Origin of the sequence: Bacillus cereus group sp. MYBK222-1 (assembly GCF_051916425.1) — a bacterium.
In the GTDB taxonomy this organism is placed as follows: Bacteria; Bacillota; Bacilli; order Bacillales; family Bacillaceae_G; genus Bacillus_A; species Bacillus_A paranthracis.
The window spans coordinates 169,749-189,241 of sequence record NZ_JBQAGP010000007.1 but is presented as its reverse complement, the minus strand read 5'-3'; the positions used below and the strand labels follow the sequence as shown (position 1 = coordinate 189,241).

The window sequence follows — 19,493 nt, the reverse complement described above, 5'->3', positions numbered from 1 at the left end:
AAGCTAGTAAGATCCCTGAAAGATGATCAGGTTGATAGGTTCGAGGTGGAAGCATGGTGACATGTGGAGCTGACGAATACTAATAGATCGAGGACTTAACCATATAATATGAAGCAATGTTATCTAGTTTTGAAAGAATATAAAAAAACTTGTTGACTTTCAAAGTTAAATGAGTTACAATAATTCTTGTCTTAAATGAATACAGTCTGGTAATGATGGCAGAGAGGTCACACCCGTTCCCATACCGAACACGGAAGTTAAGCTCTCTAGCGCCGATGGTAGTTGGGACCTTGTCCCTGTGAGAGTAGGACGTTGCCAGGCAAATGGAGGATTAGCTCAGCTGGGAGAGCACCTGCCTTACAAGCAGGGGGTCGGCGGTTCGATCCCGTCATCCTCCACCATTTAGCCGACTTAGCTCAATTGGTAGAGCAACTGACTTGTAATCAGTAGGTTGGGGGTTCAAGTCCTCTAGTCGGCACCAGAAATCATGGCGGTTGTGGCGAAGTGGTTAACGCACCGGATTGTGGCTCCGGCATTCGTGGGTTCGATTCCCATCAGTCGCCCCATTTTTCTTAAATAAATTAATATGCGGGTGTGGCGGAATTGGCAGACGCACCAGACTTAGGATCTGGCGCCTTTGGCGTGGGGGTTCGACTCCCTTCACCCGCACTTTTAATTAAATAGCTCATACATGTCTTGCGGAAGTAGTTCAGTGGTAGAATACAACCTTGCCAAGGTTGGGGTCGCGGGTTCGAATCCCGTCTTCCGCTCCAATTTTCAATATGACATGCCGGGGTGGCGGAACAGGCAGACGCACAGGACTTAAAATCCTGCGGTGGGTGACCACCGTGCGGGTTCGACCCCCGCCCTCGGCACCATATGCGCCCGTAGCTCAATTGGATAGAGCGTTTGACTACGGATCAAGAGGTTAGGGGTTCGACTCCTCTCGGGCGCGCTTTTATTAACGGGAAGTGGCTCAGCTTGGTAGAGCACCTGGTTTGGGACCAGGGGGTCGCAGGTTCAAATCCTGTCTTCCCGATATTCCCAAAAAACATGGGGCCTTAGCTCAGCTGGGAGAGCGCCTGCCTTGCACGCAGGAGGTCAGCGGTTCGATCCCGCTAGGCTCCACTTATTTTAATATCATTTATGGCGGTGTAGCTCAGCTGGCTAGAGCGTACGGTTCATACCCGTGAGGTCGGGGGTTCGATCCCCTCCGCCGCTACCATAAAGGACCTTTAGCTCAGCTGGTTAGAGCAGACGGCTCATAACCGTCCGGTCGTAGGTTCGAGTCCTACAAGGTCCACCATTAGAAGTTTATATCTCGGAGGTATACCCAAGTTCGGCTGAAGGGATCGGTCTTGAAAACCGACAGGCGGCGAGAGTCGCGCGGGGGTTCGAATCCCTCTACCTCCTCCATTTTTTCTTAATTAAATATTTTATCGTCGCGGGGTGGAGCAGTCTGGTAGCTCGTCGGGCTCATAACCCGAAGGTCGCAGGTTCAAATCCTGTCCCCGCAACCAAGGTCCCGTGGTGTAGTGGTTAACATGCCTGCCTGTCACGCAGGAGATCGCCGGTTCGACCCCGGTCGGGACCGCCATTTTTACATAAAGGCTCGGTAGCTCAGTCGGTAGAGCAGAGGACTGAAAATCCTCGTGTCGGCGGTTCGATTCCGTCCCGAGCCACCATTTTGAAGTCGCAAGCCGGCTTAGCTCAATTGGTAGAGCAACTGACTTGTAATCAGTAGGTTGGGGGTTCAAGTCCTCTAGCCGGCACCACTTTCAAAATGAGCCATTAGCTCAGTTGGTAGAGCATCTGACTTTTAATCAGAGGGTCGAAGGTTCGAGTCCTTCATGGCTCACCATTTACAATTTAATGCGGGTGTAGTTTAGTGGTAAAACAAGAGCCTTCCAAGCTCTGGTCGAGAGTTCGATTCTCTTCACCCGCTTTTCAATTATGGGCCTATAGCTCAGCTGGTTAGAGCGCACGCCTGATAAGCGTGAGGTCGATGGTTCGAGTCCATTTAGGCCCACCATAATTGTTCCGCAGTAGCTCAGTGGTAGAGCTATCGGCTGTTAACCGATCGGTCGTAGGTTCGAGTCCTACCTGCGGAGCCATATTTATAGAGAAGTACCCAAGTGGCTCAAGGGGCTCCCCTGCTAAGGGAGTAGATCGCGAACGCGGTGCGAGGGTTCGAATCCCTTCTTCTCTGCCAGAACTGGCCCGTTGGTCAAGTGGTTAAGACACCGCCCTTTCACGGCGGTAACACGGGTTCGAATCCCGTACGGGTCATATTAAAAGAGATAGCATAATCTGCTATCTCTTTTTTGTTGTGTAAAAGTGGACTTTGGATAGTCTGCTTTTTTATGTTGTCATTATTGTCGAGTTTTGTCGGTAAGTCGATATTCCTTGTCGAATCGCCGATATAATTTGATTTACGGTCGATATATTATAAAAATCGTTGATATATTTAAATAATCGCCGATATAATTTCACTTACCGACAAAAACACAAGAAAATTCCTTTCACAATCTAAAGAAAACGCCTCCATTGAAATGGATTCCACACCTATTCCAATAACTTTACACTCTATGTGAAAAAGTTCACAAATAGGTCATAATTTGTGAACTTTTTCACAATAATACGTGCTACAATATGAGTGTAAAGAAGTTAAACAACATTAAATTAGTATTTTAATTAATTACTTAAACAATCATAAAAAAATATATGTGAACAATAGAGAGGGGAAATTACCATGAAAAAAGGTATCAATCGTGTAGTATTAGTAGGAACAGGAGCTGTAGGTTGTAGTTACGCTTACTCAATGATCAACCAAGGTGTAGCTGAAGAATTCGTATTAGTAGATGTTAATGAAGCAAAAGCAGAAGGGGAAGCAATGGACTTAAGCCATGCGGTACCATTCTCTCCATCACCAACAAAAGTTTGGAGCGGTAGCTATGCAGATTGTAAAGATGCAGATTTAGTAGTTATCACTGCTGGATTACCACAAAAGCCAGGTGAAACTCGTTTAGACTTAGTTGAGAAAAATACAAAGATCTTTAAACAAATCGTTCGCGGTATTATGGATAGCGGATTCGATGGAATCTTCTTAATCGCAACTAACCCAGTTGATATTTTAACTTACGTAACTTGGAAAGAATCTGGTCTACCAAAAGAGCGCGTAATTGGTTCTGGTACTACTTTAGACTCTGCTCGTTTCCGTTACATGTTAGGTGACTACTTAGATGTAGATCCACGTAACGTTCATGCTTACATCGTTGGTGAACACGGTGACACTGAACTTCCAGTATGGAGTCACGCTACTATCGGTGTACAAAAACTAGAAACAATCTTAGCTAACAACGAACAGTACAAACAAGAAGACTTAGACAAAATCTTCGAAAACGTACGTGATGCAGCTTACCATATCATCGAGCGTAAAGGTGCAACTTATTACGGAATCGGTATGTCACTACTTCGTGTAACTAAAGCAATCTTAAACAACGAGAACAGCGTATTAACTGTATCTGCATACCTTGAAGGTCAATACGGTGAGAAAGATGCTTACGTAGGTGTTCCAGCTGTAATTAACCGTGAAGGTGTACGTGAAATCGTAGAGCTTGAGTTAAATGAGGATGAAAAAGCGAAATTTGCTCATTCTGTAAAAGTATTAAAAGAAACAATGGCACCAGTACTATAATAATAATTGCTAAATAATCCAGAAGTGGGGAACTACTTCTTACTTCTGGATTTATATATAATTTAATATAAATTCCTTTTCCGGTTTCCCTTGTATATCCCCAATATACCCCTTTTGCTGGATCAGGGTCGTTTATAGAAAAGAGCACTCTACTTTGCGTAGAGTGCTCTTTATTATTATCATTTTTTAGGCGTTAATCCCAATTTCTTTAAAATATCTGCCAGTGTACCGCTTTTTGATTTTTCAACAGGTGTTTGTGATTTAGATGCATCGGGACCTTTTTTCAAGAAGTTCTTTTCAACGAAGCGAATATCTTTTTCGTCAACAATACCATCTTTATTTAGGTCACCGTCTTTCACAGATACTCCTTTTTTACCATAGTTGCTAGCGATAATTTCAGCATCTTTTATATCAATTACTTTATCGCCATTTACATCACCTGCAAGGTTTTCATCAAGGCGTGCATAATAATATTGGCCAATTAGCTTACCGTCTTTTTCAGTACCAAGTTTCGTTGTTAGTCGGCTTGTTAAATGCCCTGGTACTTCTACATATAAGTTATAGTCGCGTTTATTAACAGGAAGTCCATTTAGTTTGAAGTATCCGTATTTATCTAGTGAGCCTTCAAACTTATGACGGTAAGAATCTGTTGCATATACTTTTACGCCAAGCTTTGTATAATCGAATTTCTCATCTAAATAGCCACGTTCATTTAAGAATGCACCAGGTTTAATATTTCCTTCTACTAGTGAGTTTAAAGACATAACTGAGAATGTTTGATCTTGAAGGACACGCATTCTATTTGGCTCTGATTCACCTTGTTTCCAGTAAGCGAACACTGATAAATCGAATTGAGCATTTGCTTCATAAAATTCATCATTTTCTACCTTAAAAGTTATATCAATGAACGGGAAGTCACCATCTAATCCAGCGAAGTTTTTATCATCAATAGCCCCGCCTACTGTAACAGAACCTTCTTCTAGTTTTGATTCATTTATTTTTGCGGTTACCCCTTTTTCAGAAAGGAGTTTTTCAAAAGCAGGATTCAATTTCACATTTGCAAATTTGAAGTTCTTCTCTAGGAATTTTACGTTAAATGCCCCAGCAACGAATTGTTTTACGTGTTTCGCGTTTAGGGTTACTGTGAACTCGTCCCCTTTATATACTTCTTTTTTATCATAACTAGCCTTTGCATATTGAGCTCCTTGCGGGATAAACCAATAATTATTTACACCGCTTGGATAGTCAGGACCTGCAGTTGCATAATCGAAAATATATACACCTGTGTTCATTGGACCTTCCACTTTAAAGGATTCAGGAGTAATGCCAACTTTAAAGTCACCATTTGCATTAATAGGTAAAAACTTATGCAAGTATGGAGAATAGTCATAATACATAACTCCATTTGCTTCTTGCGTAATGTTTAATCCTTTTCCTTTTAAGTAGTCAACGTTCGAATCATACACATTTCCTTTAATCCATAACGCTTTTTTACCATCTTCTACTGTGTAATTTTCTTCATTTAATTCATAAATACCAGGTTTTAATCCAGTTAATTTTACTTCTGGCGGTGTATTATCAATTACGACATAATCACCTTTCACACGTGCTTTCCCAGCTTTATCATAGCCAACAAACTCTATTGTATAGTCTCCTTCTGGTAAGTTGATTTTCTCATCACCAATTGGTTTTGCAGGGTCATTTGTGAAAGGATACACTTTTCCGTTAAAGAATGAATCTAAGTAGTAATACACATCCGTTTTTAGTCCAGTCGTGTTTAATGTCCCAATGAAGCCGAGTGCTTTATTTGTTTTTGAATCTTTCACGATAAGGTCTAACGTTTCAAGTTCGCTATTTAATTGGAATGCCCCGTGAACATATGATTCACCATATGGATTAAACTTTGATGTATCAGTGGAAATTGCTTTTCTTGATAATATTGCATTTTCAATACCAGGTTCTGATACACGAATAGAGAACGGAATTTGGTACGTTTCTTCTTTATTTTTCGTATTTGTAATATGAATATATCCTTCATATCGGCCTTGTTTTACACCGGCTGGAACATTAATTTTTGCTTCAATTTCACCTGATTTGCCAGCATCAAGTGTAATTGTTTCTGGAACAGAAACTTTTACACCGTTTCCGGTAGCGTCGTTAATAGAAGAAGATGCTGGTGTATAAGAAATTTCTGTTTTAAATTCTTTTTTCTCTTGTTTATTATGGTTTTCCACTTTTATATTTCGTTTTTGTTCAAGAGCTTCACCGTCTTTTTGATAGAACTTCCCGAATGCAATGGATCCAGTTTCTTCAGGGACTTCAATTACTTCATCATTTACAACTGTTTTTGTTGTATCTAGCACTTTAAAACTAGTTTCCGTATGAACGGCGTTGTACGCATCTACTCGTCCAGCTCCAACTTCATATACGGAATACTTTTCTTTTAAATCATCAGCTGTGTTCATAAGAGACGCCTTTACATCGAATGGAGAGTATTCTGGATGTTCTTGTAAAATAAGAGCAGCAACGCCCGCGATATGAGGAGAAGCCATAGATGTTCCTTGCATACGCTCGTAGGAAACGTCATAGTTTTCGCCCTCTTGTGGGTCGTTAATATATTCAGGTACTGTTGAAAGTACAGCAACACCAGGCGCTGTAATATCTGGTTTAATATCATCATTTGATGTAACAGGGCCGCGTGAGCTAAAGTCTGCAAGATGATCGCCTTCTGTTTGAATATAACTAAGTTCGTCAAAGGTAAAGGATGTATTACCTTGTTCGATTTGAGCTTTTAGTTTTTCACCGTCTTCTTTCGTTAGGCGGAATGCGGGAATGTATTTTGTACTTTCGCCAATGTAGAAAGGAATTTCTCCGTCCACATTGTTATAAATAATAACGGCTTTTGCACCAGCTTGTTTTGCATTCGCAATTTTTTCATCAAATGACAGTGTACCGCGTGCAACGAGAGCGATTTTTCCTTTTACATCTTTTTTACTAAACTCGTCAGGCGTACCGATTCCTACCGATTCGATAGATAACGTTTGTCCCTTGAAATCTTCTATTTTATCAGTGAAGTTTTTGCCAAATAAAATCAAGTTAGGGAATTGTACTTGTCCAGCATGACTTGATAGTTTCGGTAAGGAAATAGAGCTATCACTTGCTCCAACCGTAATTGCAAAGGGAGAAGCACCTGGTGATCCGAGTGTTGCTGGATTTGGACCAGAGTTCCCAGCGGCAACGACTGTAACAACACCGGAAAGCATTGCGTTGTTAACAGCGATAGACGTTGGATCAAGCGGATTGTTGCTCTCGTCACCTAACGATAAGTTAATAACGTTCATACCGTCAGAAATAGATTTATCGATTGCAGCAATAATACCTGAACTATCGCCACTTCCGTATGGACCGAGTACACGATAGTTATACAGTTCAATGTCAGGTGCAACACCTTTTACTGCGGAATCTGATTTGTTTTTCTTTTGCGCAGAAACGATACCTGCTACGTGAGTACCGTGGGCTGTGTAGAAGGAAGAGCCACGATCATCAAATTCAGGAGCGCCAGATTGTTGCCACTCTGTATAAGTTGTTTCCATCGGATCTGCATCGTTATTAATAAAGTCCCAACCTTTTACTGAGTTTGGATCTACCTTGCTAGAGTCTTCGCCAGGTTTTGCGCGATAGCCCTTATACACGTCTTTTAGGTCAGGATGATTGTAATCAATACCTGTATCTAATACACCAACTTTAATTCCTTTTCCGGTAATGCCTTCGCTATGTAACTTATCGACCCCAATTTGCGGAATACTATCTGTTAGTTTTTGAGGTGCTTTCTGCTCTGCTTGTTTTGGTAAATTTAGTTTCACTTCATAATCTTTCCAAATACGCTTTACAACGCCAATTCGTAACAATTCTTCTACTGTATTTGCAGGTAACGTCAGCGCAACACCATTTATCGCATGTTTATAAGAACGTTTAATTTGTACAGACTGGAAATTCCCTGACTTTACTGATGGGCTAAATTGATAAAGACGTTTTAGCCCTTTTTGAAATTCCTCATGCTCTTGATCAATACGTGCTTTTATATTTTCAGGAGCAGCTTGTAATCCTTTTTCTTTTTGTTTTAATTCATTAATCTTTACTGGAGCTGTTTGAAATTCTACAATGATATTTACTGGTTCAGAACTACTTGTATTAATATCTGGAGAGATAGTAAAACCAGGGTTGGCATCTAACGTTTGTAATGCCAGGCGCTGTTCTTTAGAAAGTTTTGATAGTAAAGACTGGGCGTTTGAAGAGTCAATTTGGTTAATAGGATTTTCAGCAAGTACATTGAACGGAAGGGCAGTTGAAAATAGAACGCCAGCCGTTACAATTCCGGTAACAAAACGATTTTTCTTTTTCATGTATAAGCCTCCGATAATTTATATTTTAAAAATTATTTTTCCGCGCCTGGTGTTTGCTCTGCATGGAATGTCCAGTTTAGCTGTAAGGAATCACCCTGGAATTTATTTTGATCTTGTTCGTTGTCTTCGAAGGAGAAGAGCACGTGTAAATAATCTGTTTCACCAGATTTAATACCGTCTATTAAGTTATGACGTTCTAGAGAAGTAGCCACATCTTCAGGTTTCATAGTTTTTAATTCTGATAGTTTTGTTTCCCACAAAATTTCATGATCATCGTTTGGATTAGATGGCTTTCCATCATTCACTAAAAATTTGACGATGATGTGATCGCCTAAATCTTCACCATCATTATTTTTCTTTGCATCTGTAACTTCATAGGATGTTTCAAGGGCTACTTTTGCAATATCCAATGACCCTTTATTTTCAAGCGTGAAATTTTTTTCAATAAAGTCACCTGGCTTTAAATCTTTCACATCAACGATTACACTTGGATTAATAGAAAGGTCTAGTGTTCCAGCTTGAAATGAGTTACTAGATGTTTCGGAATCACTGAAGTAGGCGAATACACCGCCGAATGTAAGGGATAAGCCAAGCGTTGCGGTGACAACTCCCATTCCAACCTTTTGTTTTAATGACATAAGAAAGCCCCCTAATTAAATTTTTATAGCGACTGTTCGTAACAAGGATAAATAAGTAAACATAGTAGTCCGCTATGAATTGTAGTTACGAAAAGTCTTTGTTCTTTATTGAGAACAAGTATATGCTTATCAATTTTCCATTTCAATACAATTGTGACGAAAAATGTTGAGAAACATTTTTTTATGACAGATTATTTTGTTACGATTTTAAGTGGAAAATAGGATGAAAAAGAGGATGAAGCTAATAAAATAGAGGTTGAGAAATAAATAGTAAGATGAAAGACTAGTGAAAAATGAAGCGTTTTCAATGAATATTCGTCAAAATTCGATATTTTATATAGAAATGTGAAAAAAATTCAACATTTTTAAGAAAAAAACGTATATTTTTTATAAATTAACAAGGATATTTCAGTTTTTCGCAGAATTGGTAAAGTATAAAAAATTCTGTCATCTTAGTGAGGTGAGCATATTGAGTGTAATAAATTGTGAAGAAGTGAAACGAGATGAGTTTCATACAGAAAAGTACTATGACAGTTATAACATCTTTGGCGCACATATTGTGACGGAAGATGAGATGCGAGGTGTACGATTTACAGTATGGGCTCCTCATGCGAAAGCAATGAGTGTTGTTGGAGATTTTAATGAATGGGATTATGAGCAACATAAGATGCTGCAAGTGACAGAAGAGGGAATTTGGTCCCTATTTATACCGCATATAGAAGAAAGAGAAATATATAAATATGCGATTGAAACGATGGCTGGTGATGTCATTCTTAAGGCAGATCCGTATGCTGTGTATGCAGAAGTAAGACCGAATACGGCATCTGTAGTTTTTGATATAAAGGGATACGAATGGAATGATAAAAACTGGAGTCGTAAGAAAAAGAAAAAATCGGTTTATAAAGAAGCGATGACAGTTTATGAATTACATTTCGGTTCTTGGAAAAAGAAAGAAGATGGAACACTGTACTCTTACAGGGAAATGGCAGAAGAACTCATTCCTTATGTGGTGGAACATCAATTTACACATATTGAAATTATGCCGCTTGTTGAGCATCCATATGATCGTTCTTGGGGATATCAAGGAACGGGGTATTATGCAGCAACGAGTAGATTCGGCACACCACATGATTTGATGCATTTTGTCGATGAATGTCATAAATATGGAATCGGTGTCATTTTAGATTGGGTGCCGGGGCATTTTTGTAAAGATGCTCACGGTTTATATTTGTTTGATGGGACACCGACTTATGAATATAAAGATAAAGATGTGCAAGAAAATCCAGTATGGGGAACTGTCAACTTTGATTTAGGAAAGAGGGAAGTACGTAATTTCTTAATTTCAAATGCGTTATTTTGGATGAGATATTTCCATATTGATGGTTTCAGGGTAGATGCAGTTGCGAACATGCTGTACTGGAATAAAGAAGGACAAGAGCAAAGTAATGAGCACGCTGTTTCATTTTTACGAGAGTTAAATGAAGCTGTGTTTGCAGAGGATGAAGATTTTCTTATGACAGCAGAGGATTCAACAGCTTGGCCACTTGTAACAGCTCCAACGTATGAAGGTGGGCTTGGATTCAATTACAAATGGAATATGGGCTGGATGAATGACGTGCTGAAATATATGGAATGTGCGCCAGAGTATAGAAAATATATTCATGATAAAATGACGTTCTCTTTACTATATGCTTACTCTGAAAATTTCATATTACCGCTTTCTCATGATGAAGTCGTTCATGGGAAAAAGTCGTTATTAAATAAAATGCCAGGAGACTACTGGGATAAGTTTGCTCAACTTCGTTTATTATATGGATATTTCTTTACTCACCCAGGAAAGAAATTACTTTTCATGGGAGGAGAATTCGGGCAGTTTGATGAGTGGAAAGACCTTGAAGATTTAGATTGGAATTTACATGATTTTGAAATGCATCGTTATATGCATGATTACTTTAAAGAGCTCATAGCATTGTATAAGCGCTCCAAACCACTTTGGCAGCTTGATCATTCGCCTGAAGGTTTTCAGTGGATTGATGCTAATAATAATGAGCAAAGTATTTTCTCTTTTATCCGCCAAGGGGATAAACAAGAAGATGCGTTAGTTGTCGTATGTAATTTTACGAAAGCTACATATGAAAACTATAAAGTAGGTGTACCAGATTTTGAGTATTATAACGAGATTTTAAACAGTGATGCTGAGCAATATGGCGGATCAGGGCAAGTAAATAAGAAACGTCTGAAGGCGATTCAAGAACCGTTTCATAATCAAGCAGCACATGTAGAAATTACAATTCCACCATTTGGCGTATCCATATTACGACCAGTGAAGACGAGAAAGGGGAGCAAAAAACAAGATGGCTCAAAAACAAAAGTGCGTAGCAATGTTACTAGCAGGGGGAAAAGGTAGTCGATTAAGTGCATTAACAAAAAATTTAGCCAAGCCAGCTGTTCCATTTGGTGGTAAATATCGCATTATTGATTTTACGCTAAGTAACTGCGCAAATTCTGGTATTGAAACGGTTGGGATTTTAACGCAATATCAACCGCTAGAACTTCATAATTATATCGGAATTGGCAATGCGTGGGATTTAGACCGAGTAAGCGGTGGAGTCACAGTATTACCTCCTTATGCGGAGTCTTCAGGTGTGAAGTGGTACACAGGTACGGCAAGTGCCATTTATCAAAACTTAAACTATTTAAGTCAATATGAACCAGAGTATGTTCTCATTTTATCAGGTGACCATATTTATAAAATGGATTACAGTAAAATGCTAGATTACCATATTGAGAAAGAAGCGGACGTTTCCATTTCTGTTATTGAAGTGCCTTGGGATGAAGCGAGTCGCTTTGGCATTATGAATACGAACGAAGAGATGGAGATTGTTGAATTTGAGGAGAAACCGCAATTTCCAAGAAGTAATCTTGCATCAATGGGAATTTATATTTTTAACTGGGCGATTTTGAAAGAGTATTTAGAAATGGATGCAAGAAACCCTGAATCTAGTAATGATTTCGGAAAAGATGTGCTTCCGCTTTTATTAGATGAAGGGAAGAAGCTAATGGCGTATCCGTTTGAAGGATATTGGAAAGATGTTGGTACAGTGAAGAGCTTATGGGAAGCGAATATGGATTTACTGCGCGATGAAACATCACTGAATTTAAACGACCGTGACTGGCGTATTTATTCTGTTAATCCAAACGAACCGCCTCAATATATTGCTGAAAAGGCAAGAGTAGAAGAATCACTTATTAACGAAGGATGCGTCATCGAAGGGGACGTGAAGCATTCTGTATTATTCCAAGGGGTGACGGTGGAAGAAGGTAGTATGGTTATTGATTCTGTCGTTATGCCAGGAGCGAAGATTGGCAAAAATGTTGTGATTGAAAGGGCAATTGTTGGATCGGAAATGGTTATTGAAGATGGAACAATTATTCGTCCGGAAAAAAATGTTGACGATGTAGTACTCATTGCTGAAGGGAAATAGAAAAGGGGGATGAAATGAATGGGAGAAAAAATGTTAGGAATTATTAATGCAACGGGAAGTTTTCCTTCCTTAAAGAAAGTAACAGGGCATCGTTCACTAGCGGCGTTACCGTTTGGGGGCCGTTATCGACTCATTGATTTCATGCTTTCAAATATGGTGAATTCTAATATTCATAGTGTGGCAGTTTTTACAAGCCATAAAAACCGTTCACTAATGGATCACGTTGGTTCAGGCAAACAGTGGGATTTAGATAGAAAACGAGACGGACTGTTTTTATTCCCGCCAAATTGCCAATGTGATCAAGATGAATTTGGATCTTTTGCACATTTTAGAAGACATATTGATTATTTTCTAAGAAGCAGAGAAGAGTACGTCGTGATTACGAATAGCCATCTCGTAACAGCATTAAATTTTCAAGCAGTGTTAGAGCGACATATACATACGGCAGCTGATATTACGGAAGTTTGCCATGAAGGGGTTTCGCTTCAAACATACGTGTTAAAGAAACAATTATTGTTAGATTTATTTGAGTCATATAAAGATGTGGAGCAATATAGCTTATTCGATGTAGTGAGAGAAAAGCGCGGAAAATCACTACATATTGCTACATATGAGCATACAGGATATGTAGCTATTATTGATTCGATTGAAAGTTACTATAAACATAGCTTAGAAATTTTGCAACCTGCTATTTGGAAGCAACTATTTAAGAAAGAAGCACCGATCTTTACGAAAGTAAAAGATGAACCACCAACTCGTTATGTAAAGGGTGCAGCTGTGAAAAACACAATGATTGCAAACGGCAGTATTATTGAAGGTGAAGTAGAAAATAGCGTTGTCTCCCGTTCTGTTAAAATTGGAAAAGGTTCAATTGTTCGTAATAGCATTATTATGCAAAAGAGCCAAATTGGAGATAATTGTATAATAGACGGTGTTATTATTGATAAAGATGTGAAAATTGGTGACGGTGTTGTCTTAAAAGGAAACGCCGATGAGCCATACGTTGTAGAAAAAGGAAGCGTTCAAAACAGTACGATTAATAGTTATTCTTAAGAAATCAGTGGGGGTTTTTCCTCCACTGATTCAAGTTTTAATTTAAATGAAAACTCGAAGGGAGGAAGCTGCAAGGGAAGTAGTATAAGCTTTTCGTGCAGTGGGACAACAAGTGAATATTTTATTTGCAGTATCAGAATGTGTACCATTTGTTAAATCGGGAGGATTAGCTGATGTAGCAGGTGCGCTCCCAAAAGAGCTAAAAAAATTAGGTGTGGAAGTTCGCATTATACTCCCGAATTATAGTCTTATTCCGCAAAAATTAAGGGACGGATGTACGCTACATAAAGTAATTAACGTCCCGCTTGGCTGGAGAAATCAATATTGCGGAATTTTAAAAGGTGAGCAAGACGGGATTACGTATTACTTAATAGATAATGAATATTATTTTAAGAGGGATTCTCTGTATGGTCATTATGATGACGGAGAGCGTTTTTCTTATTTTTCGAAAGCAGTTTTAGAGTGTATTCCTCATCTTGGTTTTGAAGTGGATGTTCTTCATAGCCACGATTGGCATACAGCTATGGTCAATTTCTTACTACGTGAAAAGTATCAAGATAACCCATTATATGAGCATATTAAAACAGTATATACGATTCATAACTTGCAGTTCCAAGGTGTATTTCCTCCTGAAGTGATGTACGACTTGCTAGAACTTGGTGATGAATATTTTCATAGTGAGCAGTTAGAGTTTTATGGAAATGTGAACTTTATGAAGGGCGGTATTATCGCTTCTGATCAAATTACAGCAGTTAGCCCGACATATAAAGAAGAAATTCAATATGAATTTTTCGGTGAGAAGTTAGATGGATTGTTGCGAAAATATAATGGTAAGCTTAGTGGCATTGTAAATGGAATTGATACGAGCGTGTATAATCCAGAAACGGATTCGTATATTACTGCTCAGTACGATGCAGATTCATTATATGAAAAGAATGAAAATAAACGCGCGTTGCAGCGTTATTTTGGTTTGCCGGAAAAAGAAGATACGCCGATTATTTCAATGGTAACGAGATTAACGAAGCAAAAAGGTCTTGATTTAGTACGTACTGTATTCCGTGAAATAATGGAAGAAGATGTACAATGTATTATTTTAGGATCAGGTGATTCGGAATATGAACAATTCTTCGAGTGGATGGCATATGAGTATCCTGAGAAGGTAAAAGTGTACATCGGTTTTAATGAAGAATTAGCTCACCAAGTATATGCGGGAAGTGATTTATTCTTAATGCCATCACTGTTTGAACCGTGTGGACTTGGACAACTTATCGCATTAGCGTACGGTACGATTCCAATTGTAAGAGAGACAGGCGGATTAAATGATACGGTACAATCTTATGACGAAGAAACTGGAGAAGGAAATGGTTTCAGTTTCACGAACTTTAATGCACATGACATGTTACACACTGTTCGTCGTGCAATTGAATTTTATCATGATAAACCGGTATGGGAGCAGCTTGTAAAACAAGCAATGAATGAAGATTATAGCTGGGGAAAATCAGCCCTTGCTTATAAAAAATTGTATAAAAGTCTCATGGAATAACATGTAGGTGGTGAAGAGATGTTTACTCATGTTGAAAGTTTCAAATCAGCTTTTCTAGAAAAGTTAGAGACGATGTATGGTAAAAGTTTCAAAGAATCTACAACTCGTGATCAATACAATACGCTTGGGTACATGGTACGTGAGTATATGAATAGTCAATGGATTGCAACGAATGAAAGTTATCGGTCTGGAGAGCGAAAGCAAATGTATTACTTATCCATTGAGTTTTTACTTGGGCGTTTGCTTGGAAGTAACATATTAAATTTAGGCATCAAGGATGTATGTGAGCAAGGGCTTTCTGAGCTTGGAATTTCGTTGCAACAATTAGAAGAGGTGGAAGCAGATGCAGGTCTTGGAAATGGTGGACTTGGACGGTTAGCAGCCTGTTTCCTTGATTCACTTGCATCTTTAAACTTACCAGGTCATGGGTGCGGAATTCGTTACAAACACGGCTTATTTGATCAAAAAATTGTTGATGGTTATCAAGTTGAATTTCCAGAACAGTGGCTTCTTCATGAAAATGTATGGGAAGTAAGAAGGCATGATCAAGCTGTAGAAGTAAGTTATTTCGGCAATGTTGAACCGCTCTACATTGATGGGCGTTTAGAATTCAGGCATACAAATGCAGAAGTAATTATGGCCGTACCATATGACGTTCCAGTAGTAGGTTATGAGACGAGTACTGTAAATACACTTAGACTTTGGAATGCGGAACCAGTTCCTTTCCCACAAAATTGCAAAGATATTTTGAAATATAAGCGTGAAACAGAGGCGGTATCGGAGTTTTTATATCCAGATGATACGCATGATGAGGGGAAAATACTTCGTTTGAAACAACAGTATTTCCTCGTATCAGCAAGCTTGCAAAATATCGTTCGTATGCATAGAGAAAGATATGGTGACCTTCGTCAATTACATGAGAAAATTGCGATTCATATTAATGATACCCATCCAGTTTTGGCGATTCCAGAACTGATGCGTATTTTATTAGATGAAGAAAAACTAGCATGGGAAGAAGCTTGGCACATAACAACGCAAACGATTTCTTATACGAATCATACGACGTTATCAGAAGCTCTTGAAAAGTGGCCAATTCACATTTTTAAACCGTTATTACCGAGAATTTATATGATTATTGAAGAGATTAATGAACGTTTCTGTCATGAACTTTGGGAACGTTATCCGTATGAATGGCATCGCATTGAAGAGATGGCGATTATTGCGCATGATCTTGTGAAAATGGCTCATTTAGCAATTGTCGGTAGCCATAGTGTAAACGGTGTAGCAAAAATTCATACGGAGATTTTAAAACAGCGTGAAATGCGATTGTTTTATGAGTTTTATCCAGATAAGTTTAATAATAAAACGAATGGAATCGCTCATAGACGCTGGTTAATGAAGGCGAATCCGCAGCTGACGAACCTTATTTCAGAGGCGATTGGAACAGAGTGGAAGAAAGAACCGATTAAGCTTCAAGAGCTACAATTAGTTCAATACGATGCGAGTTTCCAAGAGAAATTTGCAGAGGTAAAACAAGAGCGTAAAGAGATTTTAGCAGCGCGCATTCATCATACAATGGGGATTACAATTGATCCTAATTCTATTTTTGATGTGCAAGTAAAAAGGCTACATGCTTACAAGCGACAATTATTAAATGTTCTTCATATTTTATATTTGTATAACCGTTTGAAAGAGGATGCTAGTTTTACATTTTATCCGCGTACTTTTATTTTTGGAGCGAAAGCATCACCTGGCTATTACTATGCGAAAAAAATTATTAAATTAATAAATGAACTTGCAAGGAAAGTGAATAACGATCCGTACGTAAGCCAATATATGAAAGTTATCTTTCTAGAAAACTATCGAGTGTCTGTAGCGGAAGATATATTCCCAGCGGCCGATGTAAGTGAACAAATTTCAACAGCGAGTAAAGAAGCATCTGGAACAGGCAATATGAAATTTATGATGAATGGTGCGATTACGCTCGGCACGTTAGACGGAGCGAATATTGAAATAAAAGATAGAGTCGGTGATGATAACTGTTTCATTTTCGGCTTAACGGCCGAAGAAGTTCTTCATTACAATCAAAATGGTGGATATCGTGCAAGTGATTATTATCACCACAATGGGCACATTAAAAAGGTAGTAGATCAGCTAACGAATGGTTTCTTTGCACAGTCGGGAGCTGGATTTGAAGCAATTTACGATTCTCTCGTTATTCAAAATGATGAATATTTCGTTCTGCGAGATTTTGGCCCATATGCGGAAAAGCAAGAAGCTGTTGGTAGAGCTTATGAGAACCGAACGAAGTGGCTCGAAATGTCGATTTTAAATATTGCACAATCTGGTCATTTTGCGAGCGATCGAACGATTTTACAGTATAGTAATGAGATTTGGGGTATTGGTAATACAGTTACGCAAATTTAAAGAGATTGCTACGTTGGAAAAGATTATATGAAATTTATATCGGCGATTTTTAAGATATATCAGCGATTCTTAACTTTTATCGGCGGTTTTCACATTTTATCGACCGATACTTAAAATATATCAGCGATTTTTAAGATATATCGATTTACCGACAAAAAATGACACTGATAAATAAACCGAGCTTAAACTCATTAAGCTCGGTTTTCTTTTTTGCTTAAGAAAGAAATGGGATCGCAGTATATATGATACCTGTTCCATCATATTCTCCTGTCGCAAAGTATGAAAATGTAAAGAAACCTGTAAACGTAAAAATTACAATGAGAAAAAGTGCAAAGATAAATTTTAGCATGTAAGGTCCCCTCATCCAAAAGTAACTTCATACATTATTATAGTATAAGGATATTTAATTTCCAATTGTTTACTGGTTAAAAATGAGAAGTCAGACATGTTTTGTATGTTGTCATGGCATGATTATTTGTAATAGATTTTGTGTTTTTTGTAAAAGTCATGTTGTGATGAACGTGTGCATATTCCCAGTCTTGGTCATTAAAATTTATGTTTCGAGGAGGAAGAAGTGGAACGACATCAAATAAATTGACGAAACGAAAGCTACTAGCTACTTGCAGTTTATAATAATTCCGAAAGGCGATATCTCCCACTTTTGGGGAGGCAAATGTATACAGACCGTACTGTGCGAAGGCAGTGTTTATACGCGCATCGAGTATATGTAGTGTAGCGAGTGCGCCGCCTAAACTATGACCTGTTGCAAGAAGTTTTTTATGGGCTGGTAATGATACGAGCATATCCATAATAGAATCTCGGCAAGATTCATAAATGGAAAGAAAGCCGTTATGGACATTTCCGCTATTTAAAGCATATGGGTATGGTTTTTGGTTAACGAGTGAATCGATAATCCAGTCTGTATCTGTTTGTGTCCCGCGAAAAGCTACAATAACGGTATCCTCAGATTCTAGTATGAATCCGAACCATTCTGTCGTTTGAATGGTTTTTCCTTGAAAGCCTTGTACATATTGAAAACCATCTGGTATTTCAAAAATCCCATTTTGTTTATATTGTTCATACGTTAACTCACAACAAGAAGCTAACAGTATGGCAGTATCTTTATCAAAGGATAAAGGAGTACGCATTAAGGGAGCCTCCTTAAGAAAAGGTATAGTTCAATATATGCAGTGAGGGACTTGATTCATTCTTTTAGAAAAAAACCTTGAAACTACAGTTACGTGAGGGAGTATGATTTTTGTAAACATACTGTTAGGAGGGGTGTAAGATAAGCAAAAGAGAAGGCTATCCAATTGGTGAGTTTTCAAGGAGAAGAGGCGTGGCTTAACGAAGTGATGGAGTATTATATGATTCGAAGTGGTTTGTATTCCACCTAAATAAAAAGAGCCCTATAAGGGCCCTATTTACTCTTTTCCATCTAATAAACGACCAAGTCCACCTAAAACACTACCTTCACCAGTGCTTTGTGCTGCTGGGCTTGTCAGGCGTGCTGCTAAGCGGCTAAGTGTTAAGGACTGGATCCAAACTGTTCCAGGGCCTTCTAACGTTGCGAAGAATAAACCTTCGCCGCCAAATAGAGCTGTTTTTACTTTTCCAACGAACTCGACATCGTAATTAACGTCTTTTGTCATGGCAACGAGACAACCTGTATCAATGCGAAGTTTTTCGCCATGTTTTAATTCACGTTTGTATACAGTTCCGCCTGCATGCATGAAAGCAAGTCCATCACCTTCAAGTTTTTGCATGATGAAACCTTCACCACCGAAGAAACCAGTTCCTATTTTTTTCGTAAACTCAATGCCGATAGAAACGCCTTTTGCGGCACAAAGAAACGCATCTTTTTGACAAACTACTTTCCCTTGATATTCTGTTAAATCTACAGGAATAATTTTACCCGGATAAGGAGCAGCAAAGGATACGTGACGCTTGCCGTGACCTGTATTTGTAAATACAGTCATAAACATGCTTTCCCCTGTAACGAGACGCTTACCAGCGCCCATTAACTTTCCGAATAAACCTCCAGATGGTCCAGAACCATCACCGAAGATTGTTTCCATTTCGATGTAATCTTCCATCATCATCATTGCGCCAGCTTCTGCAATAACGCTTTCTTCTGGGTCTAACTCAATTTCAACAAACTGCATATCATCGCCGTATAATTTATACTCGATTTCATGTGCTCTCATTTTTTTCACCTCGTATGTAATAGATATTTATATTGTACAG

At 38.7% G+C, this 19,493-nt stretch carries 11 protein-coding genes, 22 tRNA genes and 2 rRNA genes; 30 read left to right on the top strand and 5 right to left on the bottom strand.

Annotated features, from left to right (window positions below; translation table 11 throughout):
* The 25 genes from ACTFR9_RS23580 to ACTFR9_RS23460 all read left to right on the top strand — a co-directional run.
* A 23S ribosomal RNA gene (locus ACTFR9_RS23580) occupies nucleotides 1-103 on the top strand; the annotation flags it as partial.
* A gap of 102 nt (nucleotides 104-205) precedes the next feature.
* Nucleotides 206-321 (top strand): 5S ribosomal RNA (rrf, locus tag ACTFR9_RS23575).
* 4 nt (nucleotides 322-325) lie between these two features.
* A tRNA-Val gene (locus ACTFR9_RS23570) sits at nucleotides 326-401 on the top strand.
* Nucleotides 402-405: 4 nt separating this feature from the next.
* Nucleotides 406-481: transfer RNA gene (locus tag ACTFR9_RS23565), tRNA-Thr, on the top strand.
* A gap of 9 nt (nucleotides 482-490) precedes the next feature.
* Nucleotides 491-566 (top strand) — tRNA-His (locus tag ACTFR9_RS23560).
* A gap of 22 nt (nucleotides 567-588) precedes the next feature.
* A tRNA-Leu gene (locus tag ACTFR9_RS23555) sits at nucleotides 589-669 on the top strand.
* A 29-nt stretch (nucleotides 670-698) separates the two neighbouring features.
* Nucleotides 699-773: transfer RNA gene (locus tag ACTFR9_RS23550), tRNA-Gly, on the top strand.
* 16 nt (nucleotides 774-789) lie between these two features.
* Nucleotides 790-878: transfer RNA gene (locus tag ACTFR9_RS23545), tRNA-Leu, on the top strand.
* 3 nt (nucleotides 879-881) lie between these two features.
* Nucleotides 882-955, top strand: a tRNA-Arg gene (locus ACTFR9_RS23540).
* A gap of 10 nt (nucleotides 956-965) precedes the next feature.
* Nucleotides 966-1,039: transfer RNA gene (locus ACTFR9_RS23535), tRNA-Pro, on the top strand.
* Nucleotides 1,040-1,055: 16 nt separating this feature from the next.
* Nucleotides 1,056-1,128 (top strand) — tRNA-Ala (locus tag ACTFR9_RS23530).
* Nucleotides 1,129-1,148: 20 nt separating this feature from the next.
* Nucleotides 1,149-1,225 (top strand) — tRNA-Met (locus tag ACTFR9_RS23525).
* Between the two features lie 4 nt (nucleotides 1,226-1,229).
* Nucleotides 1,230-1,306 (top strand) — tRNA-Ile (locus ACTFR9_RS23520).
* A 17-nt stretch (nucleotides 1,307-1,323) separates the two neighbouring features.
* Nucleotides 1,324-1,416 (top strand) — tRNA-Ser (locus ACTFR9_RS23515).
* 27 nt (nucleotides 1,417-1,443) lie between these two features.
* Nucleotides 1,444-1,520 (top strand) — tRNA-Met (locus ACTFR9_RS23510).
* A 1-nt stretch (nucleotide 1,521) separates the two neighbouring features.
* A tRNA-Asp gene (locus tag ACTFR9_RS23505) sits at nucleotides 1,522-1,597 on the top strand.
* A 12-nt stretch (nucleotides 1,598-1,609) separates the two neighbouring features.
* Nucleotides 1,610-1,685: transfer RNA gene (locus ACTFR9_RS23500), tRNA-Phe, on the top strand.
* Nucleotides 1,686-1,699: 14 nt separating this feature from the next.
* Nucleotides 1,700-1,775, top strand: a tRNA-Thr gene (locus tag ACTFR9_RS23495).
* Between the two features lie 10 nt (nucleotides 1,776-1,785).
* A tRNA-Lys gene (locus tag ACTFR9_RS23490) sits at nucleotides 1,786-1,861 on the top strand.
* 13 nt (nucleotides 1,862-1,874) lie between these two features.
* Nucleotides 1,875-1,945 (top strand) — tRNA-Gly (locus ACTFR9_RS23485).
* Nucleotides 1,946-1,955: 10 nt separating this feature from the next.
* A tRNA-Ile gene (locus ACTFR9_RS23480) sits at nucleotides 1,956-2,032 on the top strand.
* A 7-nt stretch (nucleotides 2,033-2,039) separates the two neighbouring features.
* Nucleotides 2,040-2,114: transfer RNA gene (locus ACTFR9_RS23475), tRNA-Asn, on the top strand.
* Nucleotides 2,115-2,121: 7 nt separating this feature from the next.
* Nucleotides 2,122-2,212 (top strand) — tRNA-Ser (locus ACTFR9_RS23470).
* 5 nt (nucleotides 2,213-2,217) lie between these two features.
* Nucleotides 2,218-2,289: transfer RNA gene (locus ACTFR9_RS23465), tRNA-Glu, on the top strand.
* 463 nt (nucleotides 2,290-2,752) lie between these two features.
* Nucleotides 2,753-3,697 carry an L-lactate dehydrogenase gene (locus tag ACTFR9_RS23460; RefSeq protein WP_000715338.1) on the top strand — a complete coding sequence of 315 codons (945 nt, stop codon included), beginning with the start codon at nucleotides 2,753-2,755 and terminating at the stop codon, nucleotides 3,695-3,697.
* A gap of 179 nt (nucleotides 3,698-3,876) precedes the next feature.
* Here the strand turns inward: ACTFR9_RS23460 and ACTFR9_RS23455 are convergent, their stop codons facing one another.
* Together ACTFR9_RS23455 and ACTFR9_RS23450 are read right to left on the bottom strand one after the other, a co-directional pair.
* Nucleotides 3,877-8,100, bottom strand: a complete 4,224-nt coding sequence (locus ACTFR9_RS23455) for a S8 family serine peptidase (RefSeq protein ID WP_229136288.1) — start codon at nucleotides 8,098-8,100, stop codon at nucleotides 3,877-3,879.
* Between the two features lie 32 nt (nucleotides 8,101-8,132).
* Nucleotides 8,133-8,738 (bottom strand): CalY family protein, encoded by a 606-nt coding sequence (locus tag ACTFR9_RS23450; protein ID WP_000053951.1) that lies wholly within the window; start codon nucleotides 8,736-8,738, stop codon nucleotides 8,133-8,135.
* 469 nt (nucleotides 8,739-9,207) lie between these two features.
* On the opposite strand from ACTFR9_RS23450, the gene glgB reads away from it, so the two are divergent.
* The 5 genes from glgB (at nucleotide 9,208) to glgP (ending at nucleotide 17,246) form a co-directional block, all read left to right on the top strand.
* Nucleotides 9,208-11,145 carry a 1,4-alpha-glucan branching protein GlgB gene (glgB, locus tag ACTFR9_RS23445; RefSeq protein ID WP_000111372.1) on the top strand — a complete coding sequence of 646 codons (1,938 nt, stop codon included), beginning with the start codon at nucleotides 9,208-9,210 and terminating at the stop codon, nucleotides 11,143-11,145.
* Entirely contained in the window at nucleotides 11,093-12,223 is a 1,131-nt protein-coding gene (gene glgC / locus ACTFR9_RS23440; protein ID WP_000057612.1) for a glucose-1-phosphate adenylyltransferase, read from the top strand. Before glgB ends, glgC begins: the two co-directional genes overlap by 53 nt.
* 18 nt (nucleotides 12,224-12,241) lie before the next feature.
* Entirely contained in the window at nucleotides 12,242-13,276 is a 1,035-nt protein-coding gene (gene glgD, locus ACTFR9_RS23435; RefSeq protein ID WP_000504157.1) for a glucose-1-phosphate adenylyltransferase subunit GlgD, read from the top strand.
* 112 nt (nucleotides 13,277-13,388) lie between these two features.
* Nucleotides 13,389-14,819: a glycogen synthase GlgA gene (gene glgA / locus ACTFR9_RS23430; protein WP_229136287.1), complete on the top strand. Its 1,431-nt coding sequence runs from the start codon at nucleotides 13,389-13,391 to the stop codon at nucleotides 14,817-14,819.
* A gap of 18 nt (nucleotides 14,820-14,837) precedes the next feature.
* The gene (gene glgP, locus ACTFR9_RS23425) at nucleotides 14,838-17,246 is read left to right on the top strand and encodes a glycogen phosphorylase (protein WP_076855911.1); all 2,409 of its coding nucleotides are present in this window, start codon (nucleotides 14,838-14,840) and stop codon (nucleotides 17,244-17,246) included.
* A 214-nt stretch (nucleotides 17,247-17,460) separates the two neighbouring features.
* On the opposite strand, the gene ACTFR9_RS23420 is transcribed toward glgP, so the two are convergent.
* The 3 genes from ACTFR9_RS23420 to ACTFR9_RS23410 form a co-directional block, all read right to left on the bottom strand.
* On the bottom strand, nucleotides 17,461-17,595 hold the full coding sequence (locus tag ACTFR9_RS23420; protein WP_000911070.1) for a hypothetical protein: 135 nt from the start codon (nucleotides 17,593-17,595) through the stop codon (nucleotides 17,461-17,463).
* 76 nt (nucleotides 17,596-17,671) lie between these two features.
* Complete coding sequence (locus tag ACTFR9_RS23415) at nucleotides 17,672-18,394, bottom strand: lipase family protein (RefSeq protein WP_001260123.1); 723 nt, start codon at nucleotides 18,392-18,394, stop codon at nucleotides 17,672-17,674.
* A 276-nt stretch (nucleotides 18,395-18,670) separates the two neighbouring features.
* A complete protein-coding gene (locus ACTFR9_RS23410) occupies nucleotides 18,671-19,453 on the bottom strand; it encodes a TIGR00266 family protein (RefSeq protein WP_001201256.1) in 783 nt (260 codons plus the stop codon).
* Nucleotides 19,454-19,493 lie beyond the last annotated feature (40 nt).